Here is a 16,961-nt window from a genome sequence, read left to right on the forward strand (position 1 = left end):
TAAACTTCATTTTGAGACAGTCTCTATATCTTTCAGCGGAAAGAAAGGATTGTGAACCTTTCTATATAACCTTGTAAAGCACAGTATCTTATTTTCCCTTTTAAGTCTAAGGCAGGATATAGCCTAATCGCTGAATGACTGGTGTACTTTGATATCGCGATGCTGTTTTCACAAGTGCCGATACTATCATAATCTGCGCTAATTCCTGCAATACGGTAGTTGCCCGATTTAATCCGATTTTGTGGGTATAGTTCAACAAATCAAGTGCAGTCAACTCGGGTGAAGAAACATTCATATACCCTGCATTAGTCGTTTTTTTCACAATATCTCCCTGTTCCCAACTATTTTTTGAAAAAAATGAAATTTTCAACTTTTTATTATGAATACTTCTCGACGCAGGGGTTTGTACTATCACAAAATATTCCATTGGCTGCTGATGTGTTGCACCATGCAAAGCCGCCGCCGATAATAATGCCACATAATATGGCTGTTCAGCGACTCCATTAGATCATCAATAAATATGGCGGTAACATTCCTTGATTTGAATATTCTGGTGGAATTATCACATAAAAAGTGAGTTTGCTATTCCTGATTATATTGAGCCAACAACCTTGCTTATTTTAGGTTATCCCAAGAATGGATTTTTAGAAGCAAATCGTCATACTATGGAACGCAAAGCCCTTAATGAAACAATAATGATAGAAGGGTATTCTGAACCATTAAGCATAAAGTAAGACTTCGGTCTGATTATAAATATTCACTTAAAATTTTATGCTTATGAATGAATTATCAAGAGAGAGGTGTTTTGTCCTCGTATAGGTTTATATGAAAGTATCTCCGGCTTGCTTTTTTATTTTCTTCTTTATTCCCGATTTCACAGCTATAAATATATTACCATTTCCCAAAGGCATCAAATGAACATTCGAAAACTCATAATCATCTATCTTCCCTTTTACTTTCAACATTCCAAAAGAAGTTTTGGGCATAGGGATTTCAGGTATTTCGACATAAGTCCAACCTCCCTTCCCTTCAAATTTCTGTAATAAATAACTCCTGTTTACCAATGGTTTTTCAGTTCCCATATAACCAAATTAATGAAAATAGCTGCGCAATTTTGAAGTGACACAGCTATTTTTTGTATTACGATAAAATCAATCCTATTTCATAGGAATACACAGATTTACTATCCAAGGAGCATCCGCATCCTGAGTGTCTCCGGCGCAACTCACATACAGTTCATAATGATCCCGCATGTCATATTCATACCCTTTATCATTAAAGGCGGAAGATACTTTTTGCCAAGCCTCGCCGTATTCTGACATTGTTACTTCTACTTGCATCACAAAATACTTACCTCCACTTATCGTATAGTCTTGCATTCCTTTACCGGGTTCAATCCCTGAAACGTTTTCCAGACAGGCTTCCGAACGTAATTTTTCAACCGGTGTATGCATAGGGTCATCATGGTAAACACCTGCCATTTTTGGTGAAGCAGCCCAAAGATTATTGGCTCCGGCCCATGCCGCAAGTTTCTCAAATGCTCCTGCAATACCTGCATAATCTCCAATGTGTGAAATTGCAATCGTTTTAATGGGTTCGAGATTTTTGATCTCTGTACTGTTAATTTTCATATACATTTATTTTTTAACACTATGGTTGTATGGAACTCTCGATAATCATCTACTTGTGTGCAAATGGTTTTAGCTAACGCCGACCGTTGGTTCATGCTCATTTCATAAATTTAATTTTTTAATGATTTGTTTTATAATGTTTTTTACCTCAACAGGACTAATTACAATTGTTGTATCGGCATTTGCCAACACCCATCTTGCTAAAGGTTCGAGTGAATAAGCCATATAAGTTTGCTCTATCTGCCCGTTTTCAAGCTCTTTTTCTTCAGTCATACCCATAAAATAACACCTGTCGGCATTGTACTTGGCAACCTCTTTGCTTGTGTGCAAGATTACCTCTTGGAGGCATTGGGGATCATCATTCCCAAGAAGCGATTCTAACGGCGGATGAACTTTCGTATGCTTATTGGTCGTTATTTTTATGTTCTCAATGCGGTCGAGTCTGAATATCCGGTACTCTTCCCGCAGGTGACACCAGCCCGAAAGATACCAATTCGGATGCGAATAGGTGATGCCGACTGCCTCCAACGCCCTTTTGCTCTTATTTTCGTCAATATTGGTATAGTCAATCTCTACGATTAACTTATCGTTTATACTGCTTAATATTGTTTGCAACAAGTTGGGTAAACTCTCCCGTGTATTTTTGCTTTTATACACCGCTATGGTATCACCCATGTCATGGAGGTATTTTTTATCGACAGCTCGTAATGCGGCACGGATTTTATCCATTCCCTGATGAAAATAGTTGCTATTCTGGGTATCCGTGAGTTGTTCGATAATCTTCTCAGCGGTAAGAAAAGCGATTGCCTCCTCTTTGGTGAACATGAGTGAAGGTAATCTGTAACCTTCAACTAAAGAGTAACCGACTCCCGAATTGCCACATATAGGTACTCCGGCTTCCGATAAGGTATGCATATCACGATAAATGGTACGCAGGCTTACTCCAAAGCGTTCTGCCATTTCAGAAGCTTTCACAACCGGCCGTGATTGTAACTGCACCAGTAATGCCGATATGCGGTCAATTCGGTTCAAGTCTTTATTCACCCTGATTTATTGTATAAATGCGAATCTGTAGGGACAAACCTCACGGCATCTCCGGCATCAGCATCTAAAGACGTTGCAAGTTCTTTTATCGAATTTTTATCCATTTGATTTTCTGCTTTTTAGCAATAATCCTGTGGTTGCGACAATTTAAGCTTGCCTAATTTTCATCAAACATTATTGCCCAAAGCACACCATAACGGTCAACGACTTCGGCATAACGTTTTGCAAAGAACGCTTCGGCAAGCTCACATTGGATGTTTTGTGCACCCTTGCAGAGTTTTGCGTACACTTCCTCGGTTTGGGCTATCGATTCGCACATAAGTGTTAGCATATGACCTCCATTACCAAAGTTGCGCTCGTCGCCCGGTATAGTGTCGGCAACGCTCATTGTTCCCCCCGGAAAGTCAATACAGCAGTGCAACACTTTCTGCTTGTAATGGTTTGGAATTTCCGGCATCCCCGGCTCAGCAGGCATAGAGTCATAGCGATAAAGATTTTCGATTTTTCCGCCCAATACGTCTGCATAGAAATTGGCTGCCTCTTCGGCCTGACCATTGAAAATAAGATAAGATGTAAGTTTCATCATTTTATGTTTTTAATTGAATTGTGATGCAAAGATATGGTATCTGTTTGACAACAGTATGTCAGCAACTTTTTTAAAATACGATAAGGGGTACAATTTAGAGCGCAAAGTCCATTTTTTAAGCATTTCCAAGTTTTTGATTATAAATAACTGCAATATTGATAGAAGTCAAAGTATATATTAGAGATATAGTTCATATATATCTATAAAACAAATAATTATATCTAAATCGCAACCTTTTCTATCCCCTTAAAAGGGTCACGATTTAGCTACGACTTTGAAACAATAATCGTATAAAAATAGAATAAAATTGATTGAAAATCAGAACAGAATACGAACTACAGCACTGTATAACAATCAGTTGATTAGAGATTCGTAGAAGGGTTCAAAATATTATAATACTTAGAGAAAAATCCTACACAAACCATTAATTTACAAATGATTACATATTTAAGCGGAAAGAAAGGGATTCGAACCCTTGGTACCCGTGAGAGTACAACGGTTTTCGAGACCGCCCCGATCGACCACTCCGGCATCTTTCCTGATCGGATGCAAAATTACGCTATTTTCCCGTAAAACAGCACATAATCCTTCAATAAATTAGACATTCTCTCACAACGGCATAATCCAGGCAATGCTGGATCATACACATTTAACTTAAAGAAACAGCCCGATTCATTTCTTTAACGCCTGCAATGCCTCATTGGTTGCGGCAAGCAACGGATCAATGGAAATAGGTGAACCCACGGCATTTTTCATCCAATGCTGGGGAATAATACTTCCCTGCGTATACATGCGATCCATCTCGTCGGCAAGATTCTTACCCCGCACCTGCTGCTCAATCTGGAAAGCGATCAGATGTCCCATCGGATAGTTGGGCAGATAGAGCGGATAGTCAATCATATGTGAATAGATACCAAGCAATGTCTCATCCTCTCCTCCCAATATACCGGCATAATAGCTGTTCCATACCTCTTTGGCAGCACTAATCACCGCCTCTTTCAGTTGTTCCGCCGTAGCATCAGGGTTAGCATATAGCCATTCCCATACCTGTATGTCGACAAGAGAAACACCCATGATCTCATAACAAGACCAGAAATTATCCAACGCCAGCCAATACTCATCTTCCGGGTTCGGATTTTTCAATCCCAACAACTCCAGATCCCTCTTCTGGAAAATGAATGCTACTGCTTCAGTAAAGGCAGTATTGGGAACACCGTTCAACATATAATAATCTACATCGTTCATGGTAATAGTCTGCTCCACATTATGTCCGAACTCATGCACAGCAATATTGTAGCCTTTGTAATCCATACCTTCCGTCCCGACACGGGTACGCAAGCGTGCTACATCATTCCGCATGGCAGCTCCCCAAGCATGGCCGGCACCACGGGAAGCATCCACCGTAACAAGTGAAGCAATCTCTCTGGCTTTAGCAGGCTTCCAACCCAACTTTATCAAAATATTGGGAAGATCTTCTTCAAGTGCTTGTGCGTTGGGATACTTCCGGGAAGTAATGGCTGTCAGGTCCTCTTCGGGAATACCTCCTCCCGATTTGAAACCGTTGTACCAGATATCGAACGGTTCCAGCTTCCGTCCCAGCCTCGATTCAATAAATGAAGCCACCTCTTTCACCTGCGGCGAAGAGAGTAATCCCCTGAATAGTTCCTCCACATCTTTTTGAGGTACTTCCATCGTACCATCAAATGCACGGATTAGTTGAGTGGGATAATGGGGAGAATAGGGATCGAGCTGACGCATCGCCCGGAAATTTTTCAGAAACACCTCGTACCTACGGATATCTTCGGATTTGGATGCGACCGTTTTTCCATTATTATCAAATAAATCATTTGTGATCGGGTTCCATGAATAGCTGTCGCTATTGATTACCTGGCGGGGAATTGACTGATCGATAATGCGTTGCATCACGCCGTAGATCATCCGCTGTTTTTCCAATCCTTTTTCACTGTCGGCATAGTTCGATTTGAGTTCGTCGCGCAATCCCCAGTGAGAGATCAGTTTCATATTGGTGGGAAACAGTTGTTCTCCATTTTCATTCCGCAGATTTCCCATATAGATATTGTAGTCGGAGATATAGGCATCTGCTTCGGTTATCGTTCTGGAAATATCCTGTTGAACGGCTGCCGGTACACGCGATATAAACCTGTCACCCATACGGGCATAGGCCCACTCTTTCCGCGACCATCCTGCGCCCAGTTCAGTTTTTTCTTCCAGCGTATAGAAAGGAAAATTCAGCGCACTAAGAAACGCAATTTTATTGTTATACAAATCATCGGTCAAATGGGCAGAGACATCGTAACCACCGAACATCATGTCCACTGGTGTGATCTCAGGCCCTTCTAATTGCAAGGAAGCTTTGAGCATCACATCTATCTTGTGGAAGTAACCGTAGATCACTTCAAAATTACGTTCCAACGCACTAAAAAGGCCGGAAAGTTTCGCTGTATCGCTAATAAACGAATTCTTACAAAATCCTGCGAAATCGTCTACGGTGCCATCCTGTTCGCCCCATTGCCCTGCTACCTGCCGTACACCCCGCTCTATGCGGAATGCGTGAGAATCTCCAAGAGAATCTTTGAGTTGTTTGATAACCGCCTCGACTTTGGCCTGAGGGATAAAATCAGTTGTTTGCATCCTGTTTTTGCTATTTTGAACGGAACTGTTACATGCCACTAATCCGATAAGAAAAGTAGAAAAGGTAAACGATAAGAATTTCTTCATGACTTTGTTTTTAGTTTAAAACATAAAGACTCTTGATATTGTAGATATTTCACAAAGATATAAAAATCAATTAAAAAACATCACTAACCGGCCCAGTGTTCCGGATTTTTTTTATAGTTTTACACCACAACATTGATCGGAGTAAATTTATTTTACGGAAGAAACTGATGTTTGCGATATGGAAAAACAAACAAACCAAATTATTTTAAATGAAATTAATAAATACCGTGCTTCTTCTATCAGCAACTATCGTCCTTTACGGACAGGAGTCCGGCATTATCGCCGAAGACGCAGAGATTCAACAAGCCGGTACCGGTTATGCTTTTACCGAAGGCCCAGCCGTTTCACCGGACGGGAGAATTTTCTTTACCGATCAGCCCAACGACCGTATTTATGTATGGGATGAAATCAGGGGAATTGAATTATGGTCGGAAGATACCGGAAGATCCAACGGTATGTATTTCAATGCTGACGGCCAGTTGGTTGCTTGCGCCGACCTGTTTAACCAACTTGTATATTTCGATAGAGACAAAAAGAGACAACTTCTTTTTGAGAATTACGAAGGCAAACATCTGAACGGGCCAAATGATCTATGGATTGCCCCCAATGGAGATATTTACTTTACCGATCCTTATTATCACCGTAATTACTGGGAGGAAGGACATACCGAGGTACAGGACAGACGGGGCGTCTATCACCTTTCACGCGACGGAGCCATATCACGGGTAATCGATGATTACAAGCAACCTAACGGCATCATAGGCACACCTGACGGTAAGACACTGTACGTAGCCGATATAAATGATGGGAAGATATGGAAATATGAGATCCGGCCCGACGGAAGCCTCTCCGGTAAAACATTCTTCGCACCTAAAGGTTCCGATGGAATGACTATCGATGAGCGGGGAAATATTTATCTCACGATGGGTAAAGTATGGGTCTATTCGCCGGATGGGGAACTGAGACAGGAGATCGAAGTCCCTGAGAGCCCGTCCAACGTATGTTTTGGAGGAAAAGACCGGGATATCCTGTTCATCACGGCCCGTAGTTCGGTTTATACCCTAAAAATGAATGTGAGAGGAGTTAAGTAATGCCTCCACAACATTATCAACCACCTTGCAATGCCGCTTCGTAATAGAGGGGGGGGATGCAAGAAAATCTATAAGACTATTTATTATCAAACTATAAAATAAAACAATATGATGAACGAAATCAACAAGTACGTAGAAACACACAAACAACGTTTTTTGGATGAACTCTTCGAACTGATCCGCATCCCTTCCATTTCATCCATCCCGGCGCATAAACCCGATATGTACCGCGCCGCCGAAAAATGGAAAGAAATCCTGCTGGCAGCCGGCGCCGACAAGGCGGAGGTAATGGAGACCGATGGGAATCCGGTAACCTATGGAGAAAAGATCATCGATAAGAAAGCACCAACCGTATTGGTATACGGGCATATGGACGTGATGCCGGTCGATCCGGTCGACCTCTGGAAAACCGACCCTTTTGAACCGGTGGTGAAAGATGGCAAGATATGGGCACGCGGCGCAGATGACGACAAAGGACAGTCGTTCATGCATGCCAAAGCGTTCGAGTACCTGGCACAATCCGGCAAACTGGGATGCAATGTGAAATTCCTTATTGAAGGGGAAGAAGAGGTAGGATCGCCCAACCTTCCGAAGTTCTGCAAAAAACACAAGAAAATGCTGCAGGCCGATGTGATCCTTGTCTCGGACACCTCGATGATCGCCCGCGACATGCCCTCCATCACTACCGGGCTGCGCGGCCTGGCTTACTGGCAGGTTGAAGTAACGGGACCTGCTGCCGACCTCCATTCAGGACTGTTCGGCGGGGCGGTAGCCAATCCTATCAATGTGCTCTCAAAAATGATTGCCCAAACCATGGATGATGAGGGACGTATTCTCATTCCGGGCTTCTATGACGATGTGGCGGAGGTATCCGGGAAAGAGCGAGCCATGATGGGCAAAGCACCTTTCTCCATTCAGGAGTACAAGAAATCGGTGGGTGTAAAAGAACTGTTCGGGGAAAAAGGATATACCACCAACGAACGTACCGGCATCCGTCCGACTTTCGACGTATGCGGGATATGGGGCGGTTATACCGGTGAAGGAGCTAAAACGGTACTGCCTTCCAAAGCGTATGCCAAGATCAGCACCCGTCTGGTACCCAATCAGGATCATAAGAAAATAGAAAAACTGTTTGTGAAATATTTCGAGTCTATCGCTCCGAAATCGGTAAAGGTAAAGGTGGAATACCTGCATGGCGGACCATCCTATGTCTGCCCTATCGATCTTCCTGCATACAAAGCAGCAGAGAAAGCATTGAAAGATGTGTACGGAAAGGATCCCGTCCCCGTGCGTTCCGGTGGAAGTATCCCTATCATTGCTACTTTCGAAGAGATACTGGGAGTTAAGTCGGTACTGATGGGTTTTGGACTGGGATCGGACGCTATCCACTCACCCAATGAGAATTTCCCGTTGGAACAGTTCTATAACGGTATCAGAACCCTTCCTCTGTTTTACCAATATTTGGCGGAAGAAAGAGACTAATTTTCAATGTGCCAATATGTGAAAGGTGGGAAAGTATCCAGAAGGTCTGGCTTCCCATTGGTAATTAGTAATTGATAATTAGTAATTTCTCAAAACACTCACATAAGCAATATAACCGGTAGTTTTGGTAACGGGAGTCAACGACAGGTAGCCGGAAAGTATCTTTCCGTTCTCTACCTTTAAAGGGGACTCCCGTTGCATTTTCTCATGGAAGGATAAAGCACCTTCCGGCTTCTTGAAATAATCCACAACAAATTGACCCTCCGCATCGGGGTATATGTATCGATTATGGAAGATATGTGCTACCATTCCCATATTCATCCGCATATTGATCTCCACACAGGGTTGGAGACAGTATCCTCCGGGCGTCTCACACACCATCATATCTACTCCTGCGTAGCCAGTATAAAGCGGGAAACGACTCAACAGCTTTTTAACCAGTAAATTTCTGAGCCGGCGTAATAACTCTACCGAAACAAACTTACTGAGTTTTTCCTCAATCCGGGTATCGCTGAGCAGTTCATTGCCCATATACGCACCGGAAGAGGCTGCACTGAACATAGAATAGCCTGCAAAACGCACCGTCCCTTCGTGCAGGTAAAATTCCATCGCAAAATCCTGTACCTTGGCCAATACCGGCTCTGCCACCACTCCGCCCTGCTCCTGGATGACCCGCCGGCACCAGTCCCGTTGCTTATCGGTAATTCCCTCCAATATCCATATCAGCCCTTTACCGCTACCCGAAAGGGGCATTTTCAACACCTTATTTCCAGATAAGGATTCCAGCCAGATATACAATTCCTCTGTGTCAGTAAAGAAATGAGACTCTCCACAAAAGCCTTCCCCTTCAGCTCGCAATTCTTGCAATATTTCCACGGCACACTGCCGGTTAGAATATTTTCTTAAACACGCTAATTCTTCCGGTGACGGCAACAATCCTTGTGATACTCCCTCTGATATTAGTTTTCTTCTCAATGCAGGGTTCCACCCCCAGGGAACAATCTTCAGGTGTGGGTATAATGCAATATCAGAAAATGAGACAAGCGACGCCTCTACAGGCAGGATCTTTTTTACAGCCTCCAGGAATGAGCGGTTCAACTCTCCTCCAGCAACCACTTTCGTATCACAATTATTCTTTCCGGTAACATCCTCCCCCCCATACCAAATAGGTAAAACAGCCAATTCCTCCGCCATCCGGATTGCAGATGCAGGCGGAGTATAATTGGGCGTAAAATTGGCTAGGGCGAGATCATTCTCGGGATTAAAAAGATACATCGACTAAAATATTTGTTCAGTTCCGGATGAGAGGGTTCTGTATAAAAACCTACTGGTATATACAAACCTATTGGTATTCTTTTATTTCAATGTCCCCGTTAAGTGCAAGAAGAGCGTTCTCGGCCAGGGCACCCATCTCATCCTGCCCCGGATAAACATGTACAGGCGCTATCCGATAAACCCGCTCAATGACAAGATTACAGAACCATTTACTGTTGGCAATTCCCCCGGTGATCAGGATCGCATCGACTTCACCTTTCAATACGGTGGACATAGCTCCGATCTCTTTCGCCACCTGGTAGGCCATCGCTTCCAGTACCTCTTTACATTTTTCATCGCCATCTTTCGCTTCCCGTTCAGCCAAATAGGCATCATTTGTTCCCAGGTATGCCATCATCCCACCTTTACCGACGATCATCGAGTACATCTCTTCGTAACTGTATTGACCACTAAATGCAGCTTTCAATAGAGTTCCTACAGGCAGTGAACCCGAGCGTTCGGGAGAAAAAGGCCCATCACCATCCAGTCCCTGATTTACATCCACAACTCTTCCTTTGCGATGCGCACCGACCGTAATACCTCCTCCCAAATGGGCTACGATCAGGTTCATGTCCTCATATTTTTTCATGATGGAGTTGGCGTGCGAGCGAGCTATCGCTTTCTGATTGAGTGCATGGAAAATAGAATTCCTCTCAAAGTCGGGATGTCCCGAATACCTGGCGAGCGGATCAAGTTCATCCACTACCACGGGATCGGCAATAAAAGCCTCGGCAGAGGGGAGTAACTTTGCAATGTCTGCAGCGATCAATCCTCCAAGGTTGCTGGCGTGTTCACCGCGTTTACATTCCAGCAGATCTTTTTTCATTACATCGTTTACCCGGTAAACGCCCGAACCGATTGGCTTCACCAATCCTCCGCGGCCAATCACCGCGTCAATGGTCTCCAGCGGTATATCGGCATTCTTTAGTTCTTCATAAATCACCTCTTTACGGTGTTCGAATTGGTCTGTGATCCGTTTGAATTTGCCCAACACTTCCTGAGAATGTTTGATGGTCTTCAGAAAAATCACCTTTTCCTGTTGAAAGATAGCGATCTTTGTAGAAGTGGAACCGGGGTTAATCACTAAAATACGCGTATTTACTCCCATTTGAATATCTTATTTTATTGGTTAATCAATCAGTGTGGCTAAAGCGATAGAGAGCAGCTTGCTCCTTTCATCATCGGATCGTGAAGTTAGCACGACAGGTACTGAAGCGCCCATCACCACGGCTGCTGAGGAAGCCCCACCCAGAAAGTTGAGCGCCTTGTAAAACATGTTTCCCGCTTCGATATCGGGCGCAAGGATTATATCGCAGTCGCCTGCTACCTCCCCGCTGATTCCTTTATGCCGTGCTGCATCCGCATTTACCGCGATATCAACGGCAAAAGGGCCATCGACAATACACCCTTTCAACAAACCTTTGTCGTTCATCTCTTTCAACTGAGCGGCATGTACCGTTGCTTCCATCTTTGGATTCACAGTTTCCACTGCGGCAGCCACAGCCACCTTGGGGTTCCCGATACCAATCCCATGGCATGCTTTCACCGCATTATGGATGATCTGCACTTTTGCCTCCAGATCGGGAGCGATATTCATCGCCACATCCGTCACACAAAATATCTTATGGTAATAGGGCGATTCAAAGAAAGCCACATGGCTCAACAACTGATCGGTACGCAAACCCAGATCTTTGTCCAGTACTGCTTTCAAGAGGTCGCCGGTGTTCACAAAACCTTTCATGATAATATCAGCTTCTCCGCTCCTTACTTTCGCAACGGCGATCCGCGCAGAAATAGCACTACCCTCCCGATTATCGATCAATTCGATACCGTCCAGAGAAAAACCAATCGACTGTGCTATTTGCTCAATCTTCCCTTTATCTCCAACGAGCAGGGGTATGATAATCTCCTCCTTTATAGCATTCTGCAAAGCTTTCAAAACATGTTTATCTTCGGCAGCAGCCACAACGACCTTCCGCACAGGCCGCCGGGTTTTCGCTTTCCGGAGTAGTTCAGTCAAATCACGAATCATAGCAACTATTATTTTGCACTATTTTACTTGCAAATAAACAAAAAATATGGTAATATTCAGCTATATTCCGAATGATTTTTGACAAAAAGTAAATCCATTATCAAAAGACACGGCGATTAATTTGTGTCGTAGGAGCAACTGCATTATTATATAATTTCTTACCTCAAACTCACATATTTATAAAATTAAATACATAACTTTGTCTTTATTTGATTGTCAATATACTTTTTGATATACACCATAAACCATACGTTCATGTACAAGAATATCTTCATGTATAATCATCGTATAATTTCTATATATATTTTTATTTACATGTATAGAAAAATGCGGTTTTCTATATACGTCATCTTCAATATGTATAAAAACAGAAAAAATTTATATATATCTATTCATTCACCGATTCTATTTGCTCAACATCTTTATGCCTTAAATCGGCACTATTATTCATGAGTAAATTAATTAATGGAATATTTAAATAATAGTTATACCTACCCGATTTTAATTTCTCTAATAGTTTAGCCTGAACAAGTTTATCCAGATAAGATGTGGCTGTAAGACGTGTTACACCGACATCTGCCATTACGAACTCAATTTTCGTATAAGGATGGCTAAACAAGTTATTGAGTAGTTCGTGGCTATAGGATTTCTTTAGCAATTCCCGTACTTTAAACTTATAATCCTGCATAAGTTTTGATATCCCTTTTACAAGTTGTATTGTCTGTCCTGCTGTTTCTTCAACTCCTTTCAGAATAAACAAAATCCAACTCTCCCAGTCATTTGTTTCCCTGACTGATTGTATCAACCTGTAATATTCGGATTTATTTGAAATAATATAACGGCTCAAATACAATATGGGTAAATCCAATAACCCATTTATGACAAGATAAAGAACATTGATTATACGGCCGGTTCTTCCGTTTCCATCATAAAAAGGGTGAATACTTTCAAACTGATGGTGAATAATAGCCATCTTAATAAGAGGGTCAAGTTGACTTACAGAAGTATCATTGATAAAATCCTGTAAGTTATCCATATAGTTTTCAATCTCCCTCTTATCTTGTGGAGGGGTATACACCACATCTCCGGCTTGGTTTTTTAAAGTAGTACCTGGCACACTACGAAAACCGGCACTGTTTTTTTCCAGTTTCTGTTGAATATCTTTTATATTGTTATTAGTCAAAACCTTGTGGTTTCGTATAAGTTGAAAACCATATCGTAATGCTTCTGCATAATTCAAAACTTCTTTTGTGGTTGCAGAAACAGCCATTCCTCTCAAATCTAAATCAGCCTTATATAGATCATCGTGGGTGGTTACAATATTTTCAACGGCCGAACTGTCTTTAGCTTCTTGCAAAACCAAAGTATTGATGAGAATATTCTCATTAGGAATTGTCAGGGCAACACCTTTCAACTCCGCCAACTTTTTATTCGCTTCGTTTAATTGACGTAATACAGATTTTGTCTCAACATCTAATTCCAACGGCAGTTTAGGTATTTTATAGGTGAGTCCGCTCCGAAAAGTCGGAGTGATAATTTAGTTTAAAATTTTTTGTACAATAAATTTTATAAATCAGGTAAATTTCACCTGAAAAGTTCTTTGAAATATTTGTGTATATAGCTATTATTCACTACCTTAGTAGGGCTTAAAACTGTATAATATGTTCAAAAAATCGGACGAAAACCCTCAATTGGGCATTTTTTCATCACCGACGGAGTACTTCAGAGACTCTAAGAAGAAAGAATACCTAAAAAATGACTCCTGGCATAACCGGTTCCGAAACCATGTTGTAATGCGTGTGGATGAGTCTATTTTCAGACCACTTTATTCTAATGGAACGGGGGCTCCTAATGCCTCTATCCGTATTTTGGTCGGTATGATGATCCTCAAGGAAGGCCAGGGATGGAGCGACGCACAATTGTTTGAGAACTGCGCATACAATTTACTTGTTCGCAGTGCTCTGGGTCTGATGTCGTTAGAGGACGCTGAGCCTGTTTCATCCACTTACTACCTTTTCCGTCGCCATCTGGTTGACTATGCAAGGGAACACGGCGAAGACCTGTTCAAAAAGTGCCAGGGGCAAATCACCCGTGACCAGCTATTGGAGTTTGAGGTGAGCGGCAAGCAGGTGCGCATGGACAGTAAACTGGTCGGCAGCAATATCGCCTGGTACTCCCGTTACGAGTTGATTCATGAAACCCTGCGTCTGTTTATCAATGAAAGGGAGGAACATATCTTCAATAAGAGCCTGTCCAAAGAGATGTTTTCCCTTATCGAAAGCATACAGGGTGAAACGGGCAACAAGGTGGTGTACCGCAGTACAAAGGCCGAGGTTGATGCCAGGTTCGTTGAACTGGGCAAACTGATGTACCGTTTTATAGGGCTCTTCAAGAAGCATGACTATGGTCATTACCAGACCCTTAAAGCGGTTTTCGAACAACAATACTCGGTTGGCAGGGACAAAACTGTCGTTCCTCTGGAAAAGGAGAAAGTCAGCGCCAAATCCATACAGTCACCCCATGACACCGACTGCCATTACCGTGACAAAGACGGCAACAAGGTCAAAGGGTATTCGGTGAACGTCACCGAGACATGCGACCAACCGGGAGATGACAAAGATACGGCATTGAACCTGATAACCGATACCGAGGTAACGGTGGCATCGGCTCCGGACAACGGCTTCCTTGAACAAGCCCTGGATCGGACACAGGAAATAATATCCGACAAAATAGAGAAAGTATATGCCGACGGGGCTTACCACAGTGCTGATAATCAGGAGTATTGCCAAAGCGATAAAAATGGCATCGAGCTGATACTCACAGGCATGCAAGGCCCCGCACCGAGATATGACATCCGTTTGGACGAACAGAATGAAATCAATTTAATAGTAACCGACAACAAAACAGGAACAACAATACAGGCACAACGGGTAAAACTCCGCAAAGACAAAACACAGAGGAAATGGAGGATCAAGACTGAAGAAGGAAAATACCGCTACTTCGATGAGGATAACCTCAGGGCTGCCGCTCTGAGGAAGAAATTGGACGATATCCCGATAGATGAAAAAAATATCAGGAACAATGTCGAAGCAAGCATTTTCCAGTTAGGATACCATTACCCGAATGACAAGAGCCGTTACAGGTCACTTGCCAAGCACAAACTATGGGCATACTCCCGCTCGTTGTGGATAAACTTCGTCAGGATAGTGAATTATATGACGCGAATAAGTCAAAGAGCGCTTTTTTGGCAAAAACTGCCACAATATATAATTAATTTATGTTTCAATATGTATATTATTGTAAGCATACTTTCAATTAATAAAAACAATCACATTTGTCCGGTTAAACTTCATTTTTCAGCAATTTGAAAAAATGGGGTTTTCAGAGCAGACTCATAGGTCATATTATTCATCATTTTTTGTTTATCTTATTCAAACTTTTTCCAATTTCATTCCCAAATACTTAGAGAATATCACTCCTTCCATCATAAATTTCAGACTATAATATCATATTTCATACTCATTATCATCTATTTATCAGGAACAAATATAAGGAAATATCACTATTAACCGACTAAATTCTAAATCCTTTAAATTCTATTTTTATTACGATGATACATAGTGTTTTGGAAAATGAAAATTCATTTTCCAAAAAGATACCCTCCCCATTCCTCAGAACAATGATAGCTGTGCGGCCGATGGGCTTTTGTTCCGACTCTTCATCCGTTTGGGATATGCACGCCTGCCTTCGGTCACAACCCAAGTCAAATCCAAATGGCTTATCAAATGCATTCGCAACAATGCGGCTATGGTTGAAAATGCCTTTTTGCTTTCAGATTTGGTTTGAATCACCTGCAAAAGCAAAAAGGCGATCAATGTACACCAAACTTGTGTTTTTATACCGTTTTCCGTGTCGGAATAAAAATAGGTGAGTTGGAAGTTCTGTTTTAAACTTTTGAAGGTCGTCTCGATTAACCACCTGTTTTTATAAGCCAAGGCAACTTCCTCATCCGTTATTTCCCAATTATTGGTTATGAACTTGTATTTTCTGCCTTCCTCATCTTTATACCAGACTAAACGCAAGCATAAAGTTTTCACCTGTTTGGATTTCTTCTTCTTTTTTTTCCCTCGACTTCGATTTCAACGGTTTCCTTATAGTTTATGTGGATATGCTCCGTTTTAAAAACGCCATATTCACCTTTCTCCAACTTCTTTTCAAACAGGACTTCCTGAACTTCATATTTTGCATTGTCTTTTAGCCGGCAAACGTAATTTACACCCGTTTGGGTCCATTTGGCATATTGCAGGTAATAGTTGTACGCCTTGTCAAAGACTATCATGCTGCCCGGAGCCAAATTCAGATATTGCAAAAAGTTCTTGTCATGCATCTTTGCCTCGCTTATCTTCACAAATTGTGGCGTGTCGGCATGGATATCGGTCAGCATGTGGACTTTCAATCCGCCTTTCTTTTTCCCTTCGCCTTTAGGATTACGACCCACTCCTTTCATTATGTCCGAGAACAGGGTTATTGTACTTGAGTCAAATGCATAAAATTCTTCAAAACTAATGCCTTCTTTGCGGCGTTTCCTTTTGCGGCTGACCGACAAAAATGGAGAAAAATGGGCTATCAATGCGAAATAGAACAGTCGGAACAATTCTTCGTCCCTATCACGTAACGCGTCTCCGGCCGTACTTTTGGCAGGTGAACTTTCCATCCCAAGATAATTCAGCTTACCCGCCAAAGCCCGCATTCCATCACAAACCTCCCCCATCGAGTCACAACGGGAAAATATGCCAAAGAGCATTACCATTAACTGCTCCCATGAAAAAAAGGTCTTATAATACCTGTCTGTTTTCATTCTTATCACCAACTCATCAAACTTCTCCTTGGGGATTATATTGATAATTTGTTTGAACACCGGCTGACCGACTAAATTCTTTTTGTTAACTTTGTCCATGTCGATTTTATTTTTTTGCGACAATAAAAATACGACATTCGGGTGAAACCGGAAAACGGGAGTAGCCCGATTCTTCTTTAATTAT

General features: G+C 42.2%; 15 protein-coding genes and 1 tRNA gene. 3 read left to right on the top strand and 13 right to left on the bottom strand.

Features of this window, described 5'->3' with window-relative positions; all coding sequences use genetic code 11:
- Positions 1-106 precede the first annotated feature (106 nt).
- The 7 genes from PSM36_RS15625 to PSM36_RS15655 form a co-directional block, all read right to left on the bottom strand.
- Entirely contained in the window at positions 107-478 is a 372-nt protein-coding gene (locus tag PSM36_RS15625; protein ID WP_076931703.1) for a type IV toxin-antitoxin system AbiEi family antitoxin domain-containing protein, read from the bottom strand.
- 343 nt (positions 479-821) lie between these two features.
- Entirely contained in the window at positions 822-1,082 is a 261-nt protein-coding gene (locus PSM36_RS15630) for a DUF1905 domain-containing protein (protein ID WP_232001472.1), read from the bottom strand.
- Positions 1,083-1,157: 75 nt separating this feature from the next.
- Positions 1,158-1,631 carry an AraC family transcriptional regulator gene (locus PSM36_RS15635; protein WP_076932324.1) on the bottom strand — a complete coding sequence of 158 codons (474 nt, stop codon included), beginning with the start codon at positions 1,629-1,631 and terminating at the stop codon, positions 1,158-1,160.
- A 102-nt stretch (positions 1,632-1,733) separates the two neighbouring features.
- Positions 1,734-2,663 (bottom strand): helix-turn-helix transcriptional regulator, encoded by a 930-nt coding sequence (locus PSM36_RS15640; protein ID WP_232001473.1) that lies wholly within the window; start codon positions 2,661-2,663, stop codon positions 1,734-1,736.
- Between the two features lie 169 nt (positions 2,664-2,832).
- Positions 2,833-3,261, bottom strand: a complete 429-nt coding sequence (locus PSM36_RS15645) for a VOC family protein (protein WP_083711097.1) — start codon at positions 3,259-3,261, stop codon at positions 2,833-2,835.
- Between the two features lie 452 nt (positions 3,262-3,713).
- Positions 3,714-3,800: transfer RNA gene (locus PSM36_RS15650), tRNA-Ser, on the bottom strand.
- A gap of 133 nt (positions 3,801-3,933) precedes the next feature.
- Entirely contained in the window at positions 3,934-6,000 is a 2,067-nt protein-coding gene (locus PSM36_RS15655; protein ID WP_076931706.1) for a gluzincin family metallopeptidase, read from the bottom strand.
- Positions 6,001-6,209: 209 nt separating this feature from the next.
- On the opposite strand from PSM36_RS15655, the gene PSM36_RS15660 reads away from it, so the two are divergent.
- Both PSM36_RS15660 and PSM36_RS15665 read left to right on the top strand, forming a co-directional pair.
- Positions 6,210-7,091 (top strand): SMP-30/gluconolactonase/LRE family protein, encoded by an 882-nt coding sequence (locus tag PSM36_RS15660; protein ID WP_076931707.1) that lies wholly within the window; start codon positions 6,210-6,212, stop codon positions 7,089-7,091.
- A 111-nt stretch (positions 7,092-7,202) separates the two neighbouring features.
- A complete protein-coding gene (locus tag PSM36_RS15665; RefSeq protein WP_076932325.1) occupies positions 7,203-8,573 on the top strand; it encodes a dipeptidase in 1,371 nt (456 codons plus the stop codon).
- 78 nt (positions 8,574-8,651) lie between these two features.
- Here the strand turns inward: PSM36_RS15665 and PSM36_RS15670 are convergent, their stop codons facing one another.
- From PSM36_RS15670 to PSM36_RS15685, 4 genes are all read right to left on the bottom strand, one after another.
- The gene (locus PSM36_RS15670; RefSeq protein ID WP_076931708.1) at positions 8,652-9,848 is read right to left on the bottom strand and encodes a hypothetical protein; all 1,197 of its coding nucleotides are present in this window, start codon (positions 9,846-9,848) and stop codon (positions 8,652-8,654) included.
- A 67-nt stretch (positions 9,849-9,915) separates the two neighbouring features.
- Positions 9,916-10,995 carry a butyrate kinase gene (gene buk, locus PSM36_RS15675; protein WP_076931709.1) on the bottom strand — a complete coding sequence of 360 codons (1,080 nt, stop codon included), beginning with the start codon at positions 10,993-10,995 and terminating at the stop codon, positions 9,916-9,918.
- Between the two features lie 21 nt (positions 10,996-11,016).
- Entirely contained in the window at positions 11,017-11,919 is a 903-nt protein-coding gene (locus tag PSM36_RS15680; RefSeq protein ID WP_076931710.1) for a bifunctional enoyl-CoA hydratase/phosphate acetyltransferase, read from the bottom strand.
- A 388-nt stretch (positions 11,920-12,307) separates the two neighbouring features.
- Entirely contained in the window at positions 12,308-13,402 is a 1,095-nt protein-coding gene (locus tag PSM36_RS15685; protein ID WP_232001474.1) for a Fic family protein, read from the bottom strand.
- Positions 13,403-13,580: 178 nt separating this feature from the next.
- Here PSM36_RS15685 and PSM36_RS15690 point away from each other — a divergent pair, with 178 nt between their 5' ends.
- A complete protein-coding gene (locus tag PSM36_RS15690) occupies positions 13,581-15,287 on the top strand; it encodes a transposase (RefSeq protein ID WP_076931712.1) in 1,707 nt (568 codons plus the stop codon).
- Between the two features lie 303 nt (positions 15,288-15,590).
- On the opposite strand, the gene PSM36_RS15695 is transcribed toward PSM36_RS15690, so the two are convergent.
- Positions 15,591-16,016: a transposase gene (locus PSM36_RS15695; protein WP_076931713.1), complete on the bottom strand. Its 426-nt coding sequence runs from the start codon at positions 16,014-16,016 to the stop codon at positions 15,591-15,593.
- A complete protein-coding gene (locus tag PSM36_RS15700) occupies positions 16,013-16,876 on the bottom strand; it encodes an IS4 family transposase (RefSeq protein ID WP_076931714.1) in 864 nt (287 codons plus the stop codon). Before PSM36_RS15700 ends, PSM36_RS15695 begins: the two co-directional genes overlap by 4 nt.
- Between the last annotated feature and the right edge of the window lie 85 nt (positions 16,877-16,961).

This window comes from Proteiniphilum saccharofermentans, from assembly GCF_900095135.1.
Classification (GTDB): Bacteria; Bacteroidota; Bacteroidia; order Bacteroidales; family Dysgonomonadaceae; genus Proteiniphilum; species Proteiniphilum saccharofermentans.

What these genes read in the sequence shown, in the direction of transcription:
- buk (WP_076931709.1), bottom strand. Translation starts at nt 10,995, where the DNA reads ATGGGAGTAAATACGCGTATTTTAGTGATTAACCCCGGTTCCACTTCT.
- PSM36_RS15680 (WP_076931710.1), bottom strand. Translation starts at nt 11,919, where the DNA reads ATGATTCGTGATTTGACTGAACTACTCCGGAAAGCGAAAACCCGGCGG.
- PSM36_RS15670 (WP_076931708.1), bottom strand. Translation starts at nt 9,848, where the DNA reads ATGTATCTTTTTAATCCCGAGAATGATCTCGCCCTAGCCAATTTTACG.
- PSM36_RS15645 (WP_083711097.1), bottom strand. Translation starts at nt 3,261, where the DNA reads ATGATGAAACTTACATCTTATCTTATTTTCAATGGTCAGGCCGAAGAG.
- PSM36_RS15700 (WP_076931714.1), bottom strand. Translation starts at nt 16,876, where the DNA reads ATGGACAAAGTTAACAAAAAGAATTTAGTCGGTCAGCCGGTGTTCAAA.
- PSM36_RS15665 (WP_076932325.1), top strand. Translation starts at nt 7,203, where the DNA reads ATGAACGAAATCAACAAGTACGTAGAAACACACAAACAACGTTTTTTG.
- PSM36_RS15690 (WP_076931712.1), top strand. Translation starts at nt 13,581, where the DNA reads ATGTTCAAAAAATCGGACGAAAACCCTCAATTGGGCATTTTTTCATCA.
- PSM36_RS15660 (WP_076931707.1), top strand. Translation starts at nt 6,210, where the DNA reads ATGAAATTAATAAATACCGTGCTTCTTCTATCAGCAACTATCGTCCTT.
- PSM36_RS15630 (WP_232001472.1), bottom strand. Translation starts at nt 1,082, where the DNA reads ATGGGAACTGAAAAACCATTGGTAAACAGGAGTTATTTATTACAGAAA.
- PSM36_RS15635 (WP_076932324.1), bottom strand. Translation starts at nt 1,631, where the DNA reads ATGAAAATTAACAGTACAGAGATCAAAAATCTCGAACCCATTAAAACG.
- PSM36_RS15655 (WP_076931706.1), bottom strand. Translation starts at nt 6,000, where the DNA reads ATGAAGAAATTCTTATCGTTTACCTTTTCTACTTTTCTTATCGGATTA.